This is a genomic window from Leisingera sp. NJS201, from assembly GCF_004535885.1.
Classification (GTDB): domain Bacteria; phylum Pseudomonadota; class Alphaproteobacteria; order Rhodobacterales; family Rhodobacteraceae; genus Leisingera.
Map to the genome: position 1 here is coordinate 1,084,942 of NZ_CP038234.1, position 16,032 is coordinate 1,100,973.

Genomic DNA, 16,032 nt, shown 5'->3' on the forward strand with positions numbered 1-16,032 from the left:
CTGCGGGGCGCGGCCCGGCTGTTGGACGGACCGCCTGTGAAGCGCTTGCTAGCCGCTGATTGCCGCCCGCAGCGCCCGGAGCCGCCCTGGCAATTGCCGCGCCGTAATGTCCGCCTCGCGCACCAGATTGTCGAAGTGACTGGTGAAGGTCGCGATCCGCTCTTTGTCGCGAAAGGCCAGGTAATGCGTGCCGGCATAGAACACGCATAGAAGCGGGCCGAAGAGCGTAACCGGTGCCGAGTAAAGCCGCTTGGCATCAAACAGGTAGATGCGCAGGCGGGGGTAGAGCTGCTCGCAAAGGCGCTCGAATTGCTGCAGCTGTTCCAGCCGGATCGCCAGCGGCAGGCCTTCGTAGTATCCTACGCCATGGGCAAAGCTGTCGAGCTCATAGAGCGGCATGGCGATTTCATAGTCCGAGGGCGACTGGCGCATCCAGGTGAGCCGGTCCTCGGAGGCGCCGATGGCCTGATCGGCGGTGCGGCCCAGATGGGGGGAGTATTCCCATTCCAGCAGCGCCCGGGTTTTCAGCATGTCGGGCAGGGCGGCGGGCACGTGGCGGATCTTGTAGCCAAGCGCCTCCTGATGCCACTCAAAGATCCGCTCATCCACCAGGGCGCGCGGCGCTTCGGTCAGCGACAGGCTGGAGGCCAGCAGTTCCGCCGCGCTTTCGGGCCGGTCGGAGAGGCTGAGCAGCCAGTCGGCAGAGACCCCTAGGGCGCCTGCACAGGCGCCGACCACATGGGCGTTCGGCAGGCGCGCGCCCTCGTCCGTCAAAAGCTGCGAAATCGTGGAGCGGTCGACGCCAACGGCGCGGGCCAAGGCGCTTTGGCTGAGGCCGCTGTCGCGCAGCGCCCGGTTCAGTCTTTGCCGGAACTGTGCAGCCCGCACCCGTTTGTCGATATTTTCTATCATATGTTTGAAAATATCACATTTGCTGGGTTTTGTTAACTGCATTCGGAATTCTGCACAGCTGCGGTCCGGGGTAGTTTGGAAACAAGCACTTATCGGAAAACAGCAGGAGGCAGAATGGAAACGCGCAGGCGTTCAATTGTGAAGGCGGTGATTTGGAACATCCTCGGGCTGGTGATGATGACACTGGTGGGGCTGATCGCGACCGGGTCGGTCAAGGCGGGCGGAATGATGGCGCTGGTCAATACGGCCATTGGCTTCACTGTTTATCTGATCTACGAGCGCGCCTGGTCGAAGATCCAATGGGGGCGCAGCCATGTCTGAAGGATGCCGGGACTACATGCCGCGCGGCGTTGAGTGGAGCACGCTGGCGCTGATCCTGGCCTGCCACGGCGGCTGGCTGGCGGCGTTGTGGCTGCTGCCTTCGGTCAGTCCGGCCCTGACGGTTGCCGCAGTTGGCCTGATGGCGGCGCTGCATTCCTCGCTGACCCATGAGGCGCTGCACGGGCACCCGTTCCGCAGCCGCTGGCTGAACGAGGCTTTGATGTTCTTCCCGCTGAGCCTGGCGATCCCTTACGGCCGCTTTCGCGACACCCATCTGGCGCATCACGAGGACGAGGCGCTGACCGACCCCTATGATGATCCGGAAAGCAATTTTCAGGATCCGGCGGTCTGGGCCCGGCTGCCCGGCTGGCGCAAGGTGCTGCTGCGGATCAACAACACGCTTTTGGGCCGGGTGGTGCTGGGGCCGCTGATGGGTCAGATTTGCTTCATGGCGGGCGACTGGCGGCTGGCGCGCAGGGGCGTTCCGGGGATTGCCCGCGATTGGATCCTGCATGCCCTGGGGCTGGTGCCGGTGATCTGGGTGGTGCTGCAATCGCCGGCGCCGCTGTGGGCGGCGGTGCTGGGGGCCTATCTGGGTCTCGCGATCCTCAAGATCCGCACCTATCTGGAGCACCGGGCGCATGACACCGCCCAAGGCCGCACTGTGGTGATCGAGGACAAGGGGCCGCTGGCCTTTCTGTTCCTGAACAACAATCTGCATGTGGTGCATCACATGCACCCCGGCGTTCCCTGGCATGCGCTGCCGCGCCTTTACCGCACCCGCCGGGCGGAGTTCCTGGCCGCGAATGACGGCTATGTCTACCGCAATTACCTGCAGGTTTTCCGCAACTATCTGCTGCGGGCCAAGGACCCGGTGCCGCATCCGCTCTGGCAGCAGGGGGAATAAGCGCGCATAAGCGGGAGCATGTTAGCCTGGATCCCCGTTTCCATCGCCGCTGCCTCCTTTCAGACCGTGCGGTTCATGCTGCAGAAGGTCCTGAGCAGCGTGACACTGTCGCCGGGCGGAGCCACCTTCGCCCGGTTTGTCTATTCCGCGCCATTCATCCTGGCGGGGCTGGCGGTGTATCTGGCCGTCTCGGGCCGGTCCTTGCCAGTTCTGCCGCCCGCGTTCTGGATGTTTGCCGCCATTGGCGGCACCGCGCAGATCCTGGCGACCGTCTGTGTGGTTGCCCTGTTCAAGCAGCGCAATTTTGCGGTGGGCATCACCTTCAAGAAAACCGAAGTCATCCAGACCGCCATTGTTGGGCTGGCAGTGCTGGGCGATCCGGTCAGCCTTGGCGGCTGGGCGGCAATCCTGATCGGGCTGGCGGCAGTGCTGGTTTTGTCCCGGGCGCCGGACGCAACGGGCGCCTGGTGGCGCCATCTGACCAACCGCGCCGCACAGCTGGGACTGGGATCTGGGGTGCTGTTTGCCTTTTCCGCCGTCAGCTACCGCGGGGCGTCCTTGCAGCTGGGTGATCTGGAACCGGTGTTTCGCGCCGGAGTGACCTTGGCGGCGGTGGTCAGCTTGCAGACGCTGTTCATGACTGTCTGGCTGGGGGTGCGGGACCGGGGCGAGCTTGCCCGGGTCTGGGCCGCCCGCCGGGTGGCGGTCTGGGTGGGGCTGACCAGCATGGGCGGCTCGTTCTGCTGGTTCTGGGCATTCACGCTGCAAAACGCCGCCTATGTGAAGGCGGTGGGGCAGGTGGAGCTGCTGCTGTCGCTTTTGGCTTCGGTGCTGTTCTTCAAGGAGAAGGTCACGGGGCGCGAGCTGGCGGGCATGGCGCTGCTGATTGTGTCGATCCTGGTGCTTGTTCTGGCCCTGTGAGCGGAGGCGCCAGCGGCAGGGGCGCCGGAAAAGGTTACCCGTCGGCTGGCATCGGGTAGCCTTTGAGACGCAGGAACAGGCTGGCTTCGTCGTTGTTGTGGAAATAGGGCACGCTTTGCGGCGGCTCGGCGTCGCGGACGCGGGCGGTGACTTCGGCCAGCACCACCTCGGTGATGAAGGGCAGATCAAAGCTGCGCACCTGGCTGAGCGGGATCCATTGCAGATGCGACAGCTCATCCGCGGCGCGGGAGAAGTCATCCAGATCGCCGGTGATCTGATCGGCATCAATCAGAAAGAACCGCGCATCAAACCGGCGCGGGCGGCCCGGCGGGGTGAGGGCGCGGAACACGAACTGCATCGCCTTGGCTGATGGCAGATGGCCGGTGGCGGCAAACTCCTGCCAGTCTTCGGGAATGTCTCCCTGCCACTCGCCTGGTTCGCCCAGGATCAGGCCGGTTTCCTCCCACAGCTCGCGCACCGCGGCGACGCTGAGGAGGTGATGCACGCCAGCAGGCGCCTTATCTGCGAGGCGCTCCTGGCAGAGGGGGAGAGCGGCGAGGCCAGAGGGATCCCGGCATCTGCCAGATCGACGGCACCGCCGGGAAAGACAAATTTATTCGGCATGAAGGCCGCCTTGGCGCCGCGCTGGCCCATCAGCACCTGCGGGTCATCGGACATCCGGCCGCGCATGGCGATGACGGTTGCCGCATTGCGGATTGCGGTCTTGTCGGTGGTGGTCTCACCGCTGGGAAATGTCTTGCTCATCGTTTTACTGCCCTTTTACTGCCGGGTTGCCCTTGTCGAACCCATGCATGCGCCGCGCCCATTGATAGGCAATGACAATCCCCTTCATCCGCGGCAGCAAATACAAAGAGGAGGCGACGCAGCCAATCGTGAAAACCGTGAACATCACCAGCGGTTCGGGCCGCCAGGAGAAATAGACCACATGCATCAAAGGCGCCATGATGTGGCCGACGATCAGGATCGTCAGATATGCAGGCCCGTCATCGGCGCGTGCATGGGTCAAATCCAACCCGCAGCTGCTGCAGCTGCTGTTCACCTTGAGATAGGAATGCAGCAGCTTGCCTTCGCCGCACCGGGGGCATTTGCAGCGCCAGCCCTTGGCCAGGGCGGGCATAGCCGGGCGTTCACTCTCTGCGTCTGAGGTTATTGCGGCCTGGGGTTTGGCCTGCGACTCGGTCATGAAGATATCCTGTGTGCTGAACATATCATTGCGCGCTTCACCGCCGCGGTGAAAGGGGAAAGGCCTGGCATTGCGCCGGTTTGCCGCAACGTGCGGGACGGAAGAATTATTTGGGATTTCCGCGACGGATCTGCCGGGCAGCTGCGTTTTTCCTATGCATCAGGCAGCAAGAGGCTGCCGCAGAACAAAGGAAAGACGACATGAAACACGTCAACTTCATCGCCGTGATTGTTGCCGCCGCAGGTGTGGCCGCGGGCGGCGCGGCCCTGGCCAAGGGCTATGGCCACCACGGGCCGAAGATGTCCTTTGAGGAAATCGACACAGACGGCAATGGCGAGGTCACCAAGGCAGAGATCCAGGCCATGAAAGAAGCCCGTTTCAGCAAGGCGGATGCTGACGGCGACGGCAAGCTGACGCTTGAGGAAATGCAGGCGCGGGCGCAGGAACGGGCCAGTGAACGCGCCGCCCGGATGCTTGAACGCTTTGACACGGACGGCGATGGCGCGTTGAGTAAAGACGAACTGCCAGGGCCGCGCCGGGCGGGCAGGATGTTTGACCGGATGGATGCGGACGGCAGCGGCGGGATCTCGAAGCAGGAATTCGACGAGGCCCGGATGCGCCACGGCGGCAAGCACCGTCATGGCCAGGGGAACGGGGACGAAACGGAGCAGAACTGATCGCTGAGACGTGCTGCACAAAACGGAAATTTCCCGGCGCCGGGCCCCTGATGCGGGCCCGGCAGCCATGAGCGCCACGGCAGAGGAGGTCTCTGACGATGCGCTTTTGGTGCTGTTTGCCAATGGCGACGGGCGGGCAGCGGCAGAGCTGACGGCACGGCTGGGGCCGCGGGTCTTTGGCGTGGCGATGCGGGTGATGGGGATCCGCGCCGAGGCCGAGGACGTGACCCAGGAGGCGATGCTTCGCTTATGGAAGATGGCGCCGGAGTGGCGGCCGGGAGAGGCGCAGGTCTCCACCTGGCTGTACCGGGTGGCGATGAACCTGTGCATTGACCGCAAACGGCGCGCCCGTGGCGGCTATGTGGATCTGGATGCGGTGCCCGAGCCGCCGGACCCGGCGCGTTCCGCTGCCGAGGCGCTGCAGGAGGGGGCGCGGCAGGATGCGTTGCAGACGGCGCTGATGCAACTGCCCGAGCGGCAGCGTCAGGCAGTGGTGCTGCGGCATCTGGAGGAACTGTCCAACCCGGAGATCGCCGGGATCATGGACATCAGCGTCGAGGCGGTCGAAAGTCTGACCGCCCGGGGCAAGCGGGCGCTGGCAGCGGCTTTGGCCGGGCGGCGCGAAGAATTGGGGTATAATGATGGCTGACACGGATAAAACACTGCAAGAGCTGGACAATCTGTTTGCCGCCGCACGCAGTCAGCCGCCGGTGCCGGCGGACCGTCTGAATGCGGCCATTCTGGCTGATGCGGAGCGGGTGCAAGCGGGCTTTCAGGCGCCGACGCAGGCGCCCCGGCAGCCGCTGTGGCGGCAGCTGATCGAGGCGCTGGGCGGCTGGCCCGCGCTGGGCGGGCTGGCGGCGGCCAGCGCGGCGGGGTTGTGGATCGGCATTGCGCCGCCCTCCTTTGTGCCCGACCCCGTGGCGCTGGCGGGGTATGAGGACAGCAGCACCGCGCTGCCCGATGACAGCTATGACATGGCGGTGATGTTGAGCGGGGATCTGCAATGAGCACTGCATCGAACACCGGGGGCCAACCCGGAATGAAGCTATGGCTGAAACTGCTGCTGGCGGCGTCGCTGGCGCTGAACCTGGCAGTGATCGGCATCGCGGCAGGGGCGGCCTGGCGGTACAGCGGCAAGGACCGGCACTGGCAACGGCCGCCAACGGTCGGGGCGATGATCTTTCGCGAGCTGGACCGCGACACCCGCAAGGCCTTGCGGGCGGAGGCGGGCGGCGGGCATGGCAGCTATTTCAAGCGCCGCCATGCCGAAGGCGCGGCGGTGATCGACGCGCTGCGCAGCGCGGATTTCGATGCTGCCGCATTGCTGGCGGTGCTGCGGACCCAGTCAGACGCGCGCCATGTGTTCCATACCAAAGTGCAGGAGGCCTGGGTGCGCAAGCTTGAAGCGATGACCGCGCAGGAGCGGGCTGCCTTTGCCGATCGTATGGAAGAGCGGATGCAGCGGCGCGGCGGGCGCTGGCATGAGCGGCGGAAGGGACGCGATTAAGCCCGCAGGCGTGCAGCGCAGCCGTTTCCCCCTTCCCCCCCTGTGTGTCTTATACACAGAAGGCAGCCCGTTTGGGCTGCCTTTTTCAGGCCGGCAAAGCTATATCGTCCAAGGGCCTTAAGCGGCCTGGATGCACTCTGGCGACAAGGTCACCTGATTGCGGCCCGCATCCTTGGCATTGTAGAGCGCCTGATCGGCTTTTTCGACCAGTGCGGCGGTGCTGTCTTCATTGCCGCCGCCGCCCATGACGGCGCCGATGCTGATGGTGATCCTGACCGGATCGCCGGCGCCGGGCACCTGGAACGGGGTGCTGTTGATGGCATTGCACAGGGCAATGGCGGCCAGGCCTGCCTCGGCCTCGGTGGCGCCGGGCAGCACCGCCATGAACTCCTCGCCGCCGACGCGGGCCAGCAGGTCTGCCGGGCGCAGCACCGCCTGCATCCGGCGGGCGGCCTCGATCAGCACGGCGTCCCCGGCCGGGTGGCCATAAAGATCGTTGATCCGCTTGAAGTGATCGAGATCGGCCAGCATGACGGCAAATTTTTCGCCATTCGCAGCGGCGGAATGGGCTACCCGGTCCAGGAAAGGTTTGGCATAGCGGCGGTTGTAAAGGCCTGTCATCGGGTCCAGCACGGCTGCCCGCAATCCGTTTCGGACACTGTCGCGCAGCCGGTCCTTGCGGGCTTTTTGCTGCAACTGGGCAGTAAGGCGCAGCTGCAGCTCCTCGGCATCAAAGCCGGACTGCAGCACGTCATGGGCGCCGCGGTCCAGGGCCTCGGCGGCGATATGCGGGTCAGCCGGGTTGGGCACGGCAATCACCACCGATTTGCGGGTGGCGGCGCGGGCGCGCAGGTCAGCCAGCAGGCGCAGGCCGGGGCCGGCCGAAGCCTCGGTCAGTTCGATGATGATGGCATCGGCCACCGGCGCCTGCATCAACCCTTGGATGTCGCTGATGGAATGGGTGCGCAGGTCATAGGGCAGGCGGGTGGCGAGCCGGTCGCGCCAGGCCATTGCGTTGCGGGGATCCTGCGCCACCAGGGCAACGGAAGCACTGCGCAGATCCTCGGCGCAGGTGCGGTCGCTGAGCGGCAGGATGAAGCCGTTCGATGCGTCGCGCTGCAGGTTCAGCTCCTCGGTGCTGCTGCGGGCGCGCAGCAGGCTGCGGATACGGGCCTGCAGGATCACGTCGTCCACCGGCTGCTGCAGCACATCGTCGATGCCGGCGGCCAGTGCGGCCAGCCGGGCCTTGGAGCCTTCCCAGTCGGAGACTGCGATCACCGGCAGATCGCCCAGTGTTTCATCCCCGGCTAACTCGCGTTTCACATCCGCAGCGCTTCCATCGGGCAGCGACATCGCGCAAAGCACCAGATCGGGGCGGTGGCGGCGGGCGGCCTGCAGCACTTCAGCGACGCTGCCGGCCTGGACCACATCGTAATAGGCAGCCGCCAGCTGCACCTTCAGCATGATGCGGTTGGTGGAGACGCCGTCGATGACCAGGATGGTGCCTTGCACGCGGTGTCCTTTCGCCTCTTGCAAATCCTATGCCTTACAGTTTTTGCTGAGACTGGTTAAGAAACCCTTTCGGATTTTTACTAAATTGGCCGCAATGCGGCAGGAGTGTGGAGAACATGCGGAATTCCGCCGATGGAGCAGAGACGCTGGCGCTGAAAGCTTTGGCCTGGCTGGCCGGGAATGATGAGCTTTTACCGGTGTTTCTGGGGGCAACCGGCGCCAGCGAGGCGGATCTGCGCGCACAGGCGTCCGAGCCGGCGTTTCTGGGGTCGGTGCTCGATTTCTTAACGATGGACGACAATTGGGTGATGCAGTTCTGCGATTCCGAGGGCCTGGCCTATGAGGCGCCGATGCAGGCGCGGATGTCGCTTCCGGGCGGTGAGCAGGTGAACTGGACTTGAGATTGACCGGCCCTGTGCCTAGGGTCCGGTCCGAATCCAGCGGAAAAAGGACCCGCCATGCCTGTTGATGCTCTTCTGTTTGATAAAGACGGGACCTTGTTTGACTTTGCAGCGACTTGGGACGGCTGGGCTGCAGACCTGCTGGAAACCCTGTCCAAGGGCGATCGGGGCGCCAAACAGGCAATGGCCAAGGCGATCAGTTACGACCTGGAGCGTGCGGCATTCAATCCGGACAGCCTGGTGATTGCCTGTTCCAACGATGAAGTGGCAGAAGCCCTTGCGCCTTATGTTGCGCATATGGATCTGGCGGAGCTGACGGATTTCCTGGCGGAAAGTGCTGCCGGGGCAGAGCTGACGCCGGCAGTGCCGCTGGCGGCGTTTCTCGACAGCCTGCTGGCGCGCGGCAAGGTGCTGGGGGTGATGACCAATGACGCCGAGAGCTCTGCCAAGAGCCAGCTGCAGCGGGCAGGCGTGCTGGACCGTTTTGCCTTTGTCGCAGGATGCGACAGCGGCCATGGGGCCAAGCCGGCGCCGGATCCGCTTTTGGCCTTTTGCAAGGCTGCGGGAGTCTCTCCCGGCCGGACGGCCATGGTCGGCGACAGCCGCCATGATCTGGAAGCGGGCGCGGCGGCGGGAATGCAGCGGATCGGCGTGCTGACCGGCATGGCCCTGCGCGATGAGCTGGCGCCGCACGCCGATATCGTGCTGCCCGATATCGGCCATATACCGGCCTGGATGGACCGCTGATCCTCCATTGATTCCCGCGTTTTGAAACGGGGGCGCCCGTTTTTGCCGGCGTGCAGTCTTGTACGCCGGTTTTTGCTGCGGCATACTGGGCACAAGTGTACAGAAATATCCTGAACCGCCGGATCGCACGGCAAAAACGACAGCGATAGTCGGGTTTGGACTGTTTTCGACGGGCGGGATTGGCACAGTGGGTGGCTATCGGCATTTTTGAAATTCGGATCCAGGGAGACCGGCATGGCAGACACAGGCACGCGCAAGAGGCGGGGCGGAGGCAGGGCAGGCGCAGCGGCCCGGCGCGGCAGTGCTGCGCTGGAGCAAATGCCCTGGCAGATCCCGGTCAATATCGACCGGCCGACCGAGCCATTGAGCGAGGAAAGCGTGATGGCGATCCACGAGGGCGCCATGCGTATCCTGGAAGAGATCGGCGTGGTTTTCCTGAACCCGGAAGCGCTGGAGATCTTCAAGCAGGCCGGCGTCAAGGTCGAGGGCGAACTGGTCAAAATGGACCGGGACTTTGTGATGGAGATGGTGGGCAAGGCCCCGCGCGAATTCTCGATCACGCCGCGCAACCCGGACCGGACAATCCCGCTGGGCGGCAACCACATCCTGTTCGGCAATGTGTCTTCGCCGCCGAACTACTGGGACATGGAGTTGAACAAAAAGGTGGCAGGCAACCGCGAGCAATGCCGTAACCTGCTGAAACTTACCCAGTATTTCAACTGCATCCACTTTGCCGGCGGCTATCCGGTGGAGCCGGTGGACCTGCATGCCTCAACCCGGCATCTGGATGTGCTTTACGACAAGCTGACCCTGACCGACAAAGCGATGCACGCCTATTCTTTGGGCAAGGAGCGGGTCGAAGACGTGATGGAGATGGTGCGGATTGCCGGCGGGCTCAGCCATGAGGAGTTCGACGCCAAGCCGCATATGTACACCAACATCAATTCCACCTCGCCGCTGAAGCACGACTTTCCGATGATCGACGGCTGTCTGCGGCTGGCGCGGCGCGGCCAGGCAATTGTGGTGTCGCCGTTCACGCTGGCAGGCGCGATGGCGCCGGTGACCATGGCCGGTGCAGTGGCGCAGTCGATTGCCGAGAGCCTTTGTGCCATTGCGCTGTTCCAATATGTGCGCCCCGGCACTCCTTGCGTGATCGGTACGTTTACGTCGAATGTGGACATGAAATCCGGCGCCCCGGCCTTTGGCACTCCGGAATATATGCGCTCGACCCAGATGACCGGGCAGATGGCACGGTTTTATGGCTTGCCGATGCGGTCTTCAGGCGTTTGCGCCGCCAATGTGCCGGACGGGCAGGCGATCTGGGAGACCTCGAATTCGCTGTGGGCGGCGGTGCAGTCGGGCACCAATATGGTCTATCACGCGGCTGGCTGGCTGGAGGGCGGGCTGATTGCCAGCCCCGAGAAATTCATCATGGATTGCGAGATCCTGCAGCAGATCGAACGCTATATGCAGCCGCAGATTTCGGCCACCGGCCCGGAAGAGATTGCCCTGGATGCAATCAGGGAGGTCGGCAATGACGGCCATTTCTTCGGCATTCAGCACACCCAGGACCGCTATTCCGAGGCCTTCTATCAGCCGTTCCTGAGCGACTGGCGCAACTACGAGGCCTGGGAGGCGGCAGGTGCGACCTGGACTGCTGAGCGCGCCCACAGGCTGTTCAAGGAGATCATCGCCGATTTCGAGGAGCCACCGATGGATGCAGCGGTCCGTGACGAACTTGCGGATTTCGTCGCCCGCCGCAAGGCCGAGGGCGGCGCACCGACAGATTTCTGAGCCACCTGGCCTATCACCAGCAGGAAAAGCGGAGGCAGCCCCTCCGCTTTTTTTTATGCGCGTTTATGCACGGGCTGCAGGTTTCGAACACAGCGTGCCGGCGGCAGGTTGGAAGCCGCCGGTTCGGCGCGGATGCACAGCAGCAGGCTTGCCTCCTGGCGCCAGCCGGTCCAGTAGGGAAAGGCGCCTGAACGGTCCAATGCGGCAGTGCAGGTGCGTGCAAATTTGAAGTTGGTATCAGATGCGGCTGGCCGCAGGGCCGGCTGCCGGACTATGGCCGCGCTGCGTATTGGGCCGGTCTCTGCTGCCGGGGGTGCAGGGTTCGTGCAAGAGTTGATAATGTCAGAAGAAACGCGCGCGGCTTATCACACAAGCTCGCTTTGTTGGTTCTTTCTTAACCTGCAGGCGTCAAGACTGTGGCAAAGGCAAAGAGGGGCCATTGTATGCACGGTCTGATCAATAGGGCGATTCAGGCTTTTGTGACCAGTACCTACGGGGCCGACCGCTGGGAAGAGGTTATGGAAGAGGCAGGGCTTGGGTTTACCGAGTTCGAGGCGATGCTGTTCTATTCTGAAGAGCAATCGAGCCAGATGCTGACAGCGATGGAAAAGGTTCTGGCGCGCCCGCTGCCGGAAATGCTGGAGGATATGGGCACGTTTCTAGTGTCCAATCCGCAAGTGGAGGCATTGCGGCGGCTGCTGCGTTTCGGCGGCGTGAATTACGTCGAGTTTTTGCATTCGCTGGACGACTTGCCGGACCGGGCGCGGCTGGCAGTGTCGGATTTGCACCTGCCGGGGCTGGAGCTTCTGGAACAGGCACCGGAACAGTTCGAGCTGGTCTGCCAGCCTGGACTGCCTGGCTATGCCTATGTTCTGATGGGGGTTCTGCGGGCGATGGCCGATGATTACGGTGATCTTGTTTTTCTGGATCACAGCGGCAGTCAGGACGGGGCAGAGGTGATTGCGATCACCCTTATCGAAACCGAGTTCGCCGCCGGGCGTGAATTTGATCTGGGGGCGCATTCCTTATGATGACTCTCGAGCAGCTGACACAGATGGCAGGCGTGGTCTGCCCGATGTACGTGATTGCCGATGCCAAGGGGCGGATCACCTCTGCCGGGCCGACGCTGAAAAAACTGCGCCCGCAGCTGACCTGGGAAGGGCGGCGGTTCTTCCGGGTGTTCGACCTGTCGCGGCCGCGTTCGGTGCGGTCCATAGAGGATCTGGTGAGAACCTCGGGGAGCAAGCTGCATCTGCAGTTCCGGGACGGGCCGCAAACCGGCCTGAAAGGCGTTTGCACGCCGCTGCCCGGCGGTCAGGGCGCTTTCATCAATCTGTCCTTCGGGATCTCCGTGCTGGAGGCGGTACGCGATTACGATCTGACCAGCGCTGATTTTTCGCCAACGGATCTGACCATCGAGATGTTATATCTGGTGGAGGCAAAATCGGCCGCGATGGAGGCGTCGCGCCAGTTGAACACGCGGTTGCAAGGGGCCAAGATCGCAGCCGAGGAACAAGCCTTTACCGACACGCTGACCGGGTTGAAGAACCGCCGGGCGATGGATCATGTGCTGGGCCGGCTGATCAACGGCGGCCGCGAATTTGCGCTGATGCATTTGGACCTGGACTATTTCAAGCAGGTCAATGATACGATGGGCCACGCGGCTGGGGATGCGGTGCTGCAGCAGGCGGCGCGGATCATGGTGGAATGCACCCGCCAGTCCGATACTGTTGCCCGTGTCGGCGGCGATGAATTTGTTATGATTCTCGAAGGTGTTCTGGACACGGCCAGGCTGGCTGCTATTGCCAAACGGCTGATCCAGCGGCTGGAAGAGCCGGTTCCGTTTGGCGCCTTGACGTGCCGGATCTCGGCCAGTGCCGGCACAACGCTGTCCACTTGGCAAAAAGTTCCGGATGCTCATCAACTGCTGAATCAAGCGGATATAGCGCTGTATGCCGCCAAGCGCGCCGGACGGGCGCAGCACTTTTTTTACCGCGAAGGCATGGAAAAAGAAGACGCATGCGGCATCAGCGAGGCTGCTCAGCCGCAAGCAGCGGCACGGGGCCCGGCAGCCTGAAGGTTACCGGTTTATGAGATTGCGAGCAGGCAGTGCAGCGGCTGTCTGCCCCGCTCCTTGATTTCAGGGCCTGGGAGGAGAGCGATTTTCCTGAATCTCAGCCGCCGGGGTGCGATTTGCGACCGCGTTTTGCGCGCCATCGGGGTGTACGATGGCAAGCGTTGCGCTAAGTGCGGCATGCCATTTTCCTTATGGAAGGTTTCGGGCTGTGCTGGTTTTCAGTATTGAGAACACCCGGTACAAGGTTAGACGGGCCTTGTTGCAGAACCCATCAACTGAGCGAGTTTTCCCTTTCCCATTGAGTTCAGGCCATGCCGAGTTCGTTGAAGCGGTTCATGAGAGCGATACGGATGTGGATTTCGGCGGTCTGGCGGTCAGGGTCTCGTGAGGCGATGCGTTCGCCGAAGGATTTCAGGCATCGCATCTTTGCCTCGATCCGGCTTCGGGCATGATAGCCGGTCCATCGCTTCCAGATGGCTCGCCCGAGGTGCCGGGTGGCGCGCAGGATCTCGTTGCGAGCCGTCGCGGCCGGACAGTCTTCTTTCCACAGGCGCCCGCTCTTGCGGATGGGGATGACGGCGGCGGCGCCTCGATCCAGGCTGATCGAGGGCGGGCTGCCGACAGAAGGTGCCATCGCCCACGTCCTGGTGTCCAAGTTCGCGGACCACCTTCCGTTTTACAGACAGAGCCAGATCCTTGCCCGCTCCGGCCTCCAGATCGACCGCAGCACCCTGGCGGACTGGGCCGGGACAGCCGCGTTCCACCTTGGCCCGGTGGTCGACCGGCTGTCCGAGCAGCTGAAGGGATCGGCCAAGCTCTTCATGCCCTCTCGGCAGCATGCTTCGCATGCGCCTGCCGGGTAATAGACGAGACGACGGCTCCTGTCCTCGACCCGGGCAGAGGCCGAACCAAGACCGGCTACCTATGGGCCTTGGCGCGCGATGACCGTGGATGGGGCGGAGAGGACCCGCCCGGCGTGGTGTTTACCTGCCATCCCAGCCGCGCCGGCGCGCATGCCGAGCAAATCCTGCAGAGCTTCGGCGGGATCCTGCAGTTGGATGGCTACACCGGTTACGATCGGCTGACGCGCCCCTCCCGCAAGGGCGGCGCGCCGATCACGGTTGCGCATTGTTGGGCACACGCTCGTCGCAAGCTCAAGGAGATATTCGACCGCGACGTCTCCGAGATCGCTGGCGAGGGGCTACGCCGGATCGCCGAGCTCTACCGCATTGAGGCCGAGATCCGCGGCATGGGCCCCGGTCAGCGCCTGTCTGCCCGCCAAGCCCGCAGCGCGCCCCTTGTCGCCCGGGTTCGGCGACTGGCTGCAGGCGCAACGCCTGCGTGTCCCGGCCAAGTTGCAGCTGGGCGAGAAGCTGGCCTATATCCACCGACAGTGGGGCGGCCTGCAGACCTTCCTGCATGACGGCCGCGTCGAGATCGACTCCAACCCCATCGAGAACCTGATCCGCCCGATTGCCCTGACGAGAAAGAATGCGCTCTTCGCCGGACATGACGAAGGCGGTCGCACATGGGCCCGCATCGCTTCCCTGATCGCCACCGCGAAGATCAACGGCGTGGAGCCCTTGGCGTATCTCAAGGCGAGCCTTGAGGTGATCGCCGCCGGTCACCCAGCCAGCCAGATCGACGATCTGCTTCCCTGGAACTTCAACCCGTCAAGTTGATCCCGCGTGGGGCGCAGACACCGCTTACGGGAAGCTGTTCGGACGGTGAAATCAGATAAAGGCAGCTGAGAACTGCTTTCTGTCTTGTTGACGACCTCAAGGCCTTTTGGCGCGCCATGATGCTCCCGGCCCAGAGCCGTCGTTGATCATCACCCTCCACCGCTGCGGTGCGGCCCGTCAGACCGGATGGTGTGGATAGCTCCTGCTCCAATCGGCGTCGCGATGCGCCATACTGCAGTTGTTATCTACTGCTTATGAGAGGAGCTACCCAATGCAGGTTACAACAGTCGGCCTCGATTTGGCCAAGAATATCTTTCAGGTCCACGGCGTGAGTGAGAATGGCGAAGTCGCTTTCAACCAAGCTTTGCGACGCGCGCAGTTGTTCGCATTCTTTGAGAAACTCCCACCCTGTCTGGTCGGAATGGAAGCCTGCGGTTCCAGCCATTATTGGGCACGGCAACTGAGTAAGTTGGGCCATGATGTGCGCCTGATCCCCGCGATGTATGTGAAGCCCTATGTGAAACGGGGTAAATCGGATGCGGTCGACGCCGCTGCCATCTGCGAGGCGGTGACGCGTCCAACAATGCGGTTTGTCTCGATCAAATCTGAAGAGCAACAGGGCGTTCTCTTTCTTCACCGCGCTCGCGATCTGATTGTCCGGCAACGAACCCAGCTGAGCAATATGCTGCGTGGCTTGCTGGGCGAGTTCGGTATTGTGATTGCGCAAGGGATCGGCAGTGCGATTAAGTTCGCAAAGAATGTGCTGGATGGAGACAAACCCGGTATTCCTGAAGTCGCCGTTGATGTGCTCAACAACCTCAGCAACCAACTTGTTGCTCTGCACCTGCGTGTGCGCTGGTACGAGATGCGTATGCAGCTTCAGGCCAAACAGGACCCGCGCGTGATGTTGCTGCGCACGATCCCCGGCGTTGGTCCAGTGACCGCGTCAGCAATTGTCGCAACAGCAGGTGATGCCAGTCAGTTCAGGAACGGTCGCGAATTTGCCGCCTGGCTGGGGCTAACGCCGCTCAACCGATCAAGTGGTGGCAAGGAGAAACTTGGACGTATCACAAAGATGGGGGATCGATATATCAGACGCCTGCTGGTCACCGGGATGACTTCTCGGCTGAGGCAGATGAAAACACATCCCGAACGCGTTGATCCGTGGTCCCGAGCGTTGCTTGAACGCAAACCAATCCGGCTTGCCACTGTGGCAATGGCGAACAAGACAGCGCGGATCATCTGGGCCGTTTTGACCAAGAACGAATACTACAGACCACATACGGTCTAAACTGAGGAGAACAGACCACACGAGACAGCAAGACCATTGAAATGATGGAGCACAGTCAGCCCATCAGCCGAGACAC

At 63.0% G+C, this 16,032-nt stretch carries 16 protein-coding genes and 3 pseudogenes; 14 read left to right on the forward strand and 5 right to left on the reverse strand.

From position 1 onward, the window contains the following. Window positions 1-48: 48 nt before the first annotated feature. The gene (locus ETW23_RS05230) at window positions 49-912 is read right to left on the reverse strand and encodes a helix-turn-helix domain-containing protein (RefSeq protein WP_129371614.1); all 864 of its coding nucleotides are present in this window, start codon (window positions 910-912) and stop codon (window positions 49-51) included. Window positions 913-1,026: 114 nt separating this feature from the next. Between ETW23_RS05230 and ETW23_RS05235 the strand changes: the two genes are divergently transcribed. Genes ETW23_RS05235 through ETW23_RS05245 form a run of 3 tightly spaced genes read left to right on the forward strand, consistent with a single transcriptional unit; the run spans window position 1,027 to window position 3,061 of the window. Then, complete coding sequence (locus ETW23_RS05235) at window positions 1,027-1,233, forward strand: DUF2061 domain-containing protein (RefSeq protein WP_129371613.1); 207 nt, start codon at window positions 1,027-1,029, stop codon at window positions 1,231-1,233. Further along, window positions 1,226-2,140 (forward strand): fatty acid desaturase, encoded by a 915-nt coding sequence (locus ETW23_RS05240; RefSeq protein ID WP_134829339.1) that lies wholly within the window; start codon window positions 1,226-1,228, stop codon window positions 2,138-2,140. The genes ETW23_RS05235 and ETW23_RS05240 overlap by 8 nt, the downstream gene beginning before the upstream one ends. 18 nt (window positions 2,141-2,158) lie before the next feature. Next, window positions 2,159-3,061: a DMT family transporter gene (locus ETW23_RS05245; RefSeq protein ID WP_134829340.1), complete on the forward strand. Its 903-nt coding sequence runs from the start codon at window positions 2,159-2,161 to the stop codon at window positions 3,059-3,061. A 34-nt stretch (window positions 3,062-3,095) separates the two neighbouring features. Here ETW23_RS05245 and ETW23_RS05250 read toward each other — a convergent pair. Together ETW23_RS05250 and ETW23_RS05255 are read right to left on the reverse strand one after the other, a co-directional pair. Further along, window positions 3,096-3,826, reverse strand: a pseudogene (locus tag ETW23_RS05250) (DNA mismatch repair protein MutT). Between the two features lie 4 nt (window positions 3,827-3,830). Further along, complete coding sequence (locus ETW23_RS05255; RefSeq protein WP_134829341.1) at window positions 3,831-4,265, reverse strand: DUF983 domain-containing protein; 435 nt, start codon at window positions 4,263-4,265, stop codon at window positions 3,831-3,833. A gap of 200 nt (window positions 4,266-4,465) precedes the next feature. Between ETW23_RS05255 and ETW23_RS05260 the strand changes: the two genes are divergently transcribed. The 4 genes from ETW23_RS05260 to ETW23_RS05275 all read left to right on the forward strand — a co-directional run bounded on the left by ETW23_RS05260 (window position 4,466) and on the right by ETW23_RS05275 (window position 6,452). Next, window positions 4,466-4,942 (forward strand): EF-hand domain-containing protein, encoded by a 477-nt coding sequence (locus ETW23_RS05260; RefSeq protein WP_129371608.1) that lies wholly within the window; start codon window positions 4,466-4,468, stop codon window positions 4,940-4,942. 67 nt (window positions 4,943-5,009) lie between these two features. Beyond that, the gene (locus ETW23_RS05265; protein WP_134829342.1) at window positions 5,010-5,591 is read left to right on the forward strand and encodes an RNA polymerase sigma factor; all 582 of its coding nucleotides are present in this window, start codon (window positions 5,010-5,012) and stop codon (window positions 5,589-5,591) included. Continuing rightward, on the forward strand, window positions 5,584-5,952 hold the full coding sequence (locus tag ETW23_RS05270; RefSeq protein ID WP_134829343.1) for a hypothetical protein: 369 nt from the start codon (window positions 5,584-5,586) through the stop codon (window positions 5,950-5,952). The genes ETW23_RS05265 and ETW23_RS05270 overlap by 8 nt, the downstream gene beginning before the upstream one ends. After that, window positions 5,949-6,452, forward strand: a complete 504-nt coding sequence (locus ETW23_RS05275; RefSeq protein WP_134829344.1) for a periplasmic heavy metal sensor — start codon at window positions 5,949-5,951, stop codon at window positions 6,450-6,452. The genes ETW23_RS05270 and ETW23_RS05275 overlap by 4 nt, the downstream gene beginning before the upstream one ends. A gap of 117 nt (window positions 6,453-6,569) precedes the next feature. On the opposite strand, the gene ETW23_RS05280 is transcribed toward ETW23_RS05275, so the two are convergent. Next, on the reverse strand, window positions 6,570-7,964 hold the full coding sequence (locus ETW23_RS05280; protein ID WP_134829345.1) for a diguanylate cyclase: 1,395 nt from the start codon (window positions 7,962-7,964) through the stop codon (window positions 6,570-6,572). A gap of 116 nt (window positions 7,965-8,080) precedes the next feature. Between ETW23_RS05280 and ETW23_RS05285 the strand changes: the two genes are divergently transcribed. The 5 genes from ETW23_RS05285 to ETW23_RS05305 all read left to right on the forward strand — a co-directional run bounded on the left by ETW23_RS05285 (window position 8,081) and on the right by ETW23_RS05305 (window position 12,983). After that, complete coding sequence (locus ETW23_RS05285; RefSeq protein WP_129371603.1) at window positions 8,081-8,365, forward strand: DUF3572 domain-containing protein; 285 nt, start codon at window positions 8,081-8,083, stop codon at window positions 8,363-8,365. Between the two features lie 57 nt (window positions 8,366-8,422). Beyond that, the gene (locus ETW23_RS05290) at window positions 8,423-9,112 is read left to right on the forward strand and encodes an HAD family hydrolase (RefSeq protein ID WP_129371602.1); all 690 of its coding nucleotides are present in this window, start codon (window positions 8,423-8,425) and stop codon (window positions 9,110-9,112) included. A 234-nt stretch (window positions 9,113-9,346) separates the two neighbouring features. Continuing rightward, window positions 9,347-10,906, forward strand: a complete 1,560-nt coding sequence (locus ETW23_RS05295) for a trimethylamine methyltransferase family protein (protein WP_129371601.1) — start codon at window positions 9,347-9,349, stop codon at window positions 10,904-10,906. 443 nt (window positions 10,907-11,349) lie between these two features. Then, window positions 11,350-11,937 carry a heme NO-binding domain-containing protein gene (locus tag ETW23_RS05300; RefSeq protein WP_129371600.1) on the forward strand — a complete coding sequence of 196 codons (588 nt, stop codon included), beginning with the start codon at window positions 11,350-11,352 and terminating at the stop codon, window positions 11,935-11,937. After that, window positions 11,934-12,983, forward strand: a complete 1,050-nt coding sequence (locus tag ETW23_RS05305) for a GGDEF domain-containing protein (RefSeq protein WP_134829346.1) — start codon at window positions 11,934-11,936, stop codon at window positions 12,981-12,983. Before ETW23_RS05300 ends, ETW23_RS05305 begins: the two co-directional genes overlap by 4 nt. Before the next feature lie 304 nt (window positions 12,984-13,287). Here ETW23_RS05305 and ETW23_RS05310 read toward each other — a convergent pair. Continuing rightward, window positions 13,288-13,581, reverse strand: a pseudogene (locus tag ETW23_RS05310) (transposase); the annotation flags it as partial. Between ETW23_RS05310 and ETW23_RS05315 the strand changes: the two are divergent. Together ETW23_RS05315 and ETW23_RS05320 are read left to right on the forward strand one after the other, a co-directional pair. Next, a pseudogene (locus ETW23_RS05315) lies at window positions 13,556-14,665 on the forward strand (IS66 family transposase); the annotation flags it as partial. The pseudogenes ETW23_RS05310 and ETW23_RS05315 sit on opposite strands and share 26 nt — an antisense overlap. Window positions 14,666-14,936: 271 nt before the next feature. Further along, window positions 14,937-15,956 (forward strand): IS110 family transposase, encoded by a 1,020-nt coding sequence (locus ETW23_RS05320; protein WP_134829347.1) that lies wholly within the window; start codon window positions 14,937-14,939, stop codon window positions 15,954-15,956. Window positions 15,957-16,032: the final 76 nt, after the last annotated feature.

Bases quoted from the DNA above. Each gene is read 5' to 3' on its own strand.
- ETW23_RS05270 (WP_134829343.1), top strand. From the start codon at position 5,584: ATGGCTGACACGGATAAAACACTGCAAGAGCTGGACAATCTGTTTGCC.
- ETW23_RS05275 (WP_134829344.1), top strand. From the start codon at position 5,949: ATGAGCACTGCATCGAACACCGGGGGCCAACCCGGAATGAAGCTATGG.
- ETW23_RS05295 (WP_129371601.1), top strand. From the start codon at position 9,347: ATGGCAGACACAGGCACGCGCAAGAGGCGGGGCGGAGGCAGGGCAGGC.
- ETW23_RS05260 (WP_129371608.1), top strand. From the start codon at position 4,466: ATGAAACACGTCAACTTCATCGCCGTGATTGTTGCCGCCGCAGGTGTG.
- ETW23_RS05285 (WP_129371603.1), top strand. From the start codon at position 8,081: ATGCGGAATTCCGCCGATGGAGCAGAGACGCTGGCGCTGAAAGCTTTG.
- ETW23_RS05265 (WP_134829342.1), top strand. From the start codon at position 5,010: ATGAGCGCCACGGCAGAGGAGGTCTCTGACGATGCGCTTTTGGTGCTG.
- ETW23_RS05255 (WP_134829341.1), bottom strand. From the start codon at position 4,265: ATGACCGAGTCGCAGGCCAAACCCCAGGCCGCAATAACCTCAGACGCA.
- ETW23_RS05305 (WP_134829346.1), top strand. From the start codon at position 11,934: ATGATGACTCTCGAGCAGCTGACACAGATGGCAGGCGTGGTCTGCCCG.
- ETW23_RS05290 (WP_129371602.1), top strand. From the start codon at position 8,423: ATGCCTGTTGATGCTCTTCTGTTTGATAAAGACGGGACCTTGTTTGAC.
- ETW23_RS05240 (WP_134829339.1), top strand. From the start codon at position 1,226: ATGTCTGAAGGATGCCGGGACTACATGCCGCGCGGCGTTGAGTGGAGC.
- ETW23_RS05230 (WP_129371614.1), bottom strand. From the start codon at position 912: ATGATAGAAAATATCGACAAACGGGTGCGGGCTGCACAGTTCCGGCAA.
- ETW23_RS05245 (WP_134829340.1), top strand. From the start codon at position 2,159: ATGTTAGCCTGGATCCCCGTTTCCATCGCCGCTGCCTCCTTTCAGACC.
- ETW23_RS05320 (WP_134829347.1), top strand. From the start codon at position 14,937: ATGCAGGTTACAACAGTCGGCCTCGATTTGGCCAAGAATATCTTTCAG.
- ETW23_RS05300 (WP_129371600.1), top strand. From the start codon at position 11,350: ATGCACGGTCTGATCAATAGGGCGATTCAGGCTTTTGTGACCAGTACC.
- ETW23_RS05235 (WP_129371613.1), top strand. From the start codon at position 1,027: ATGGAAACGCGCAGGCGTTCAATTGTGAAGGCGGTGATTTGGAACATC.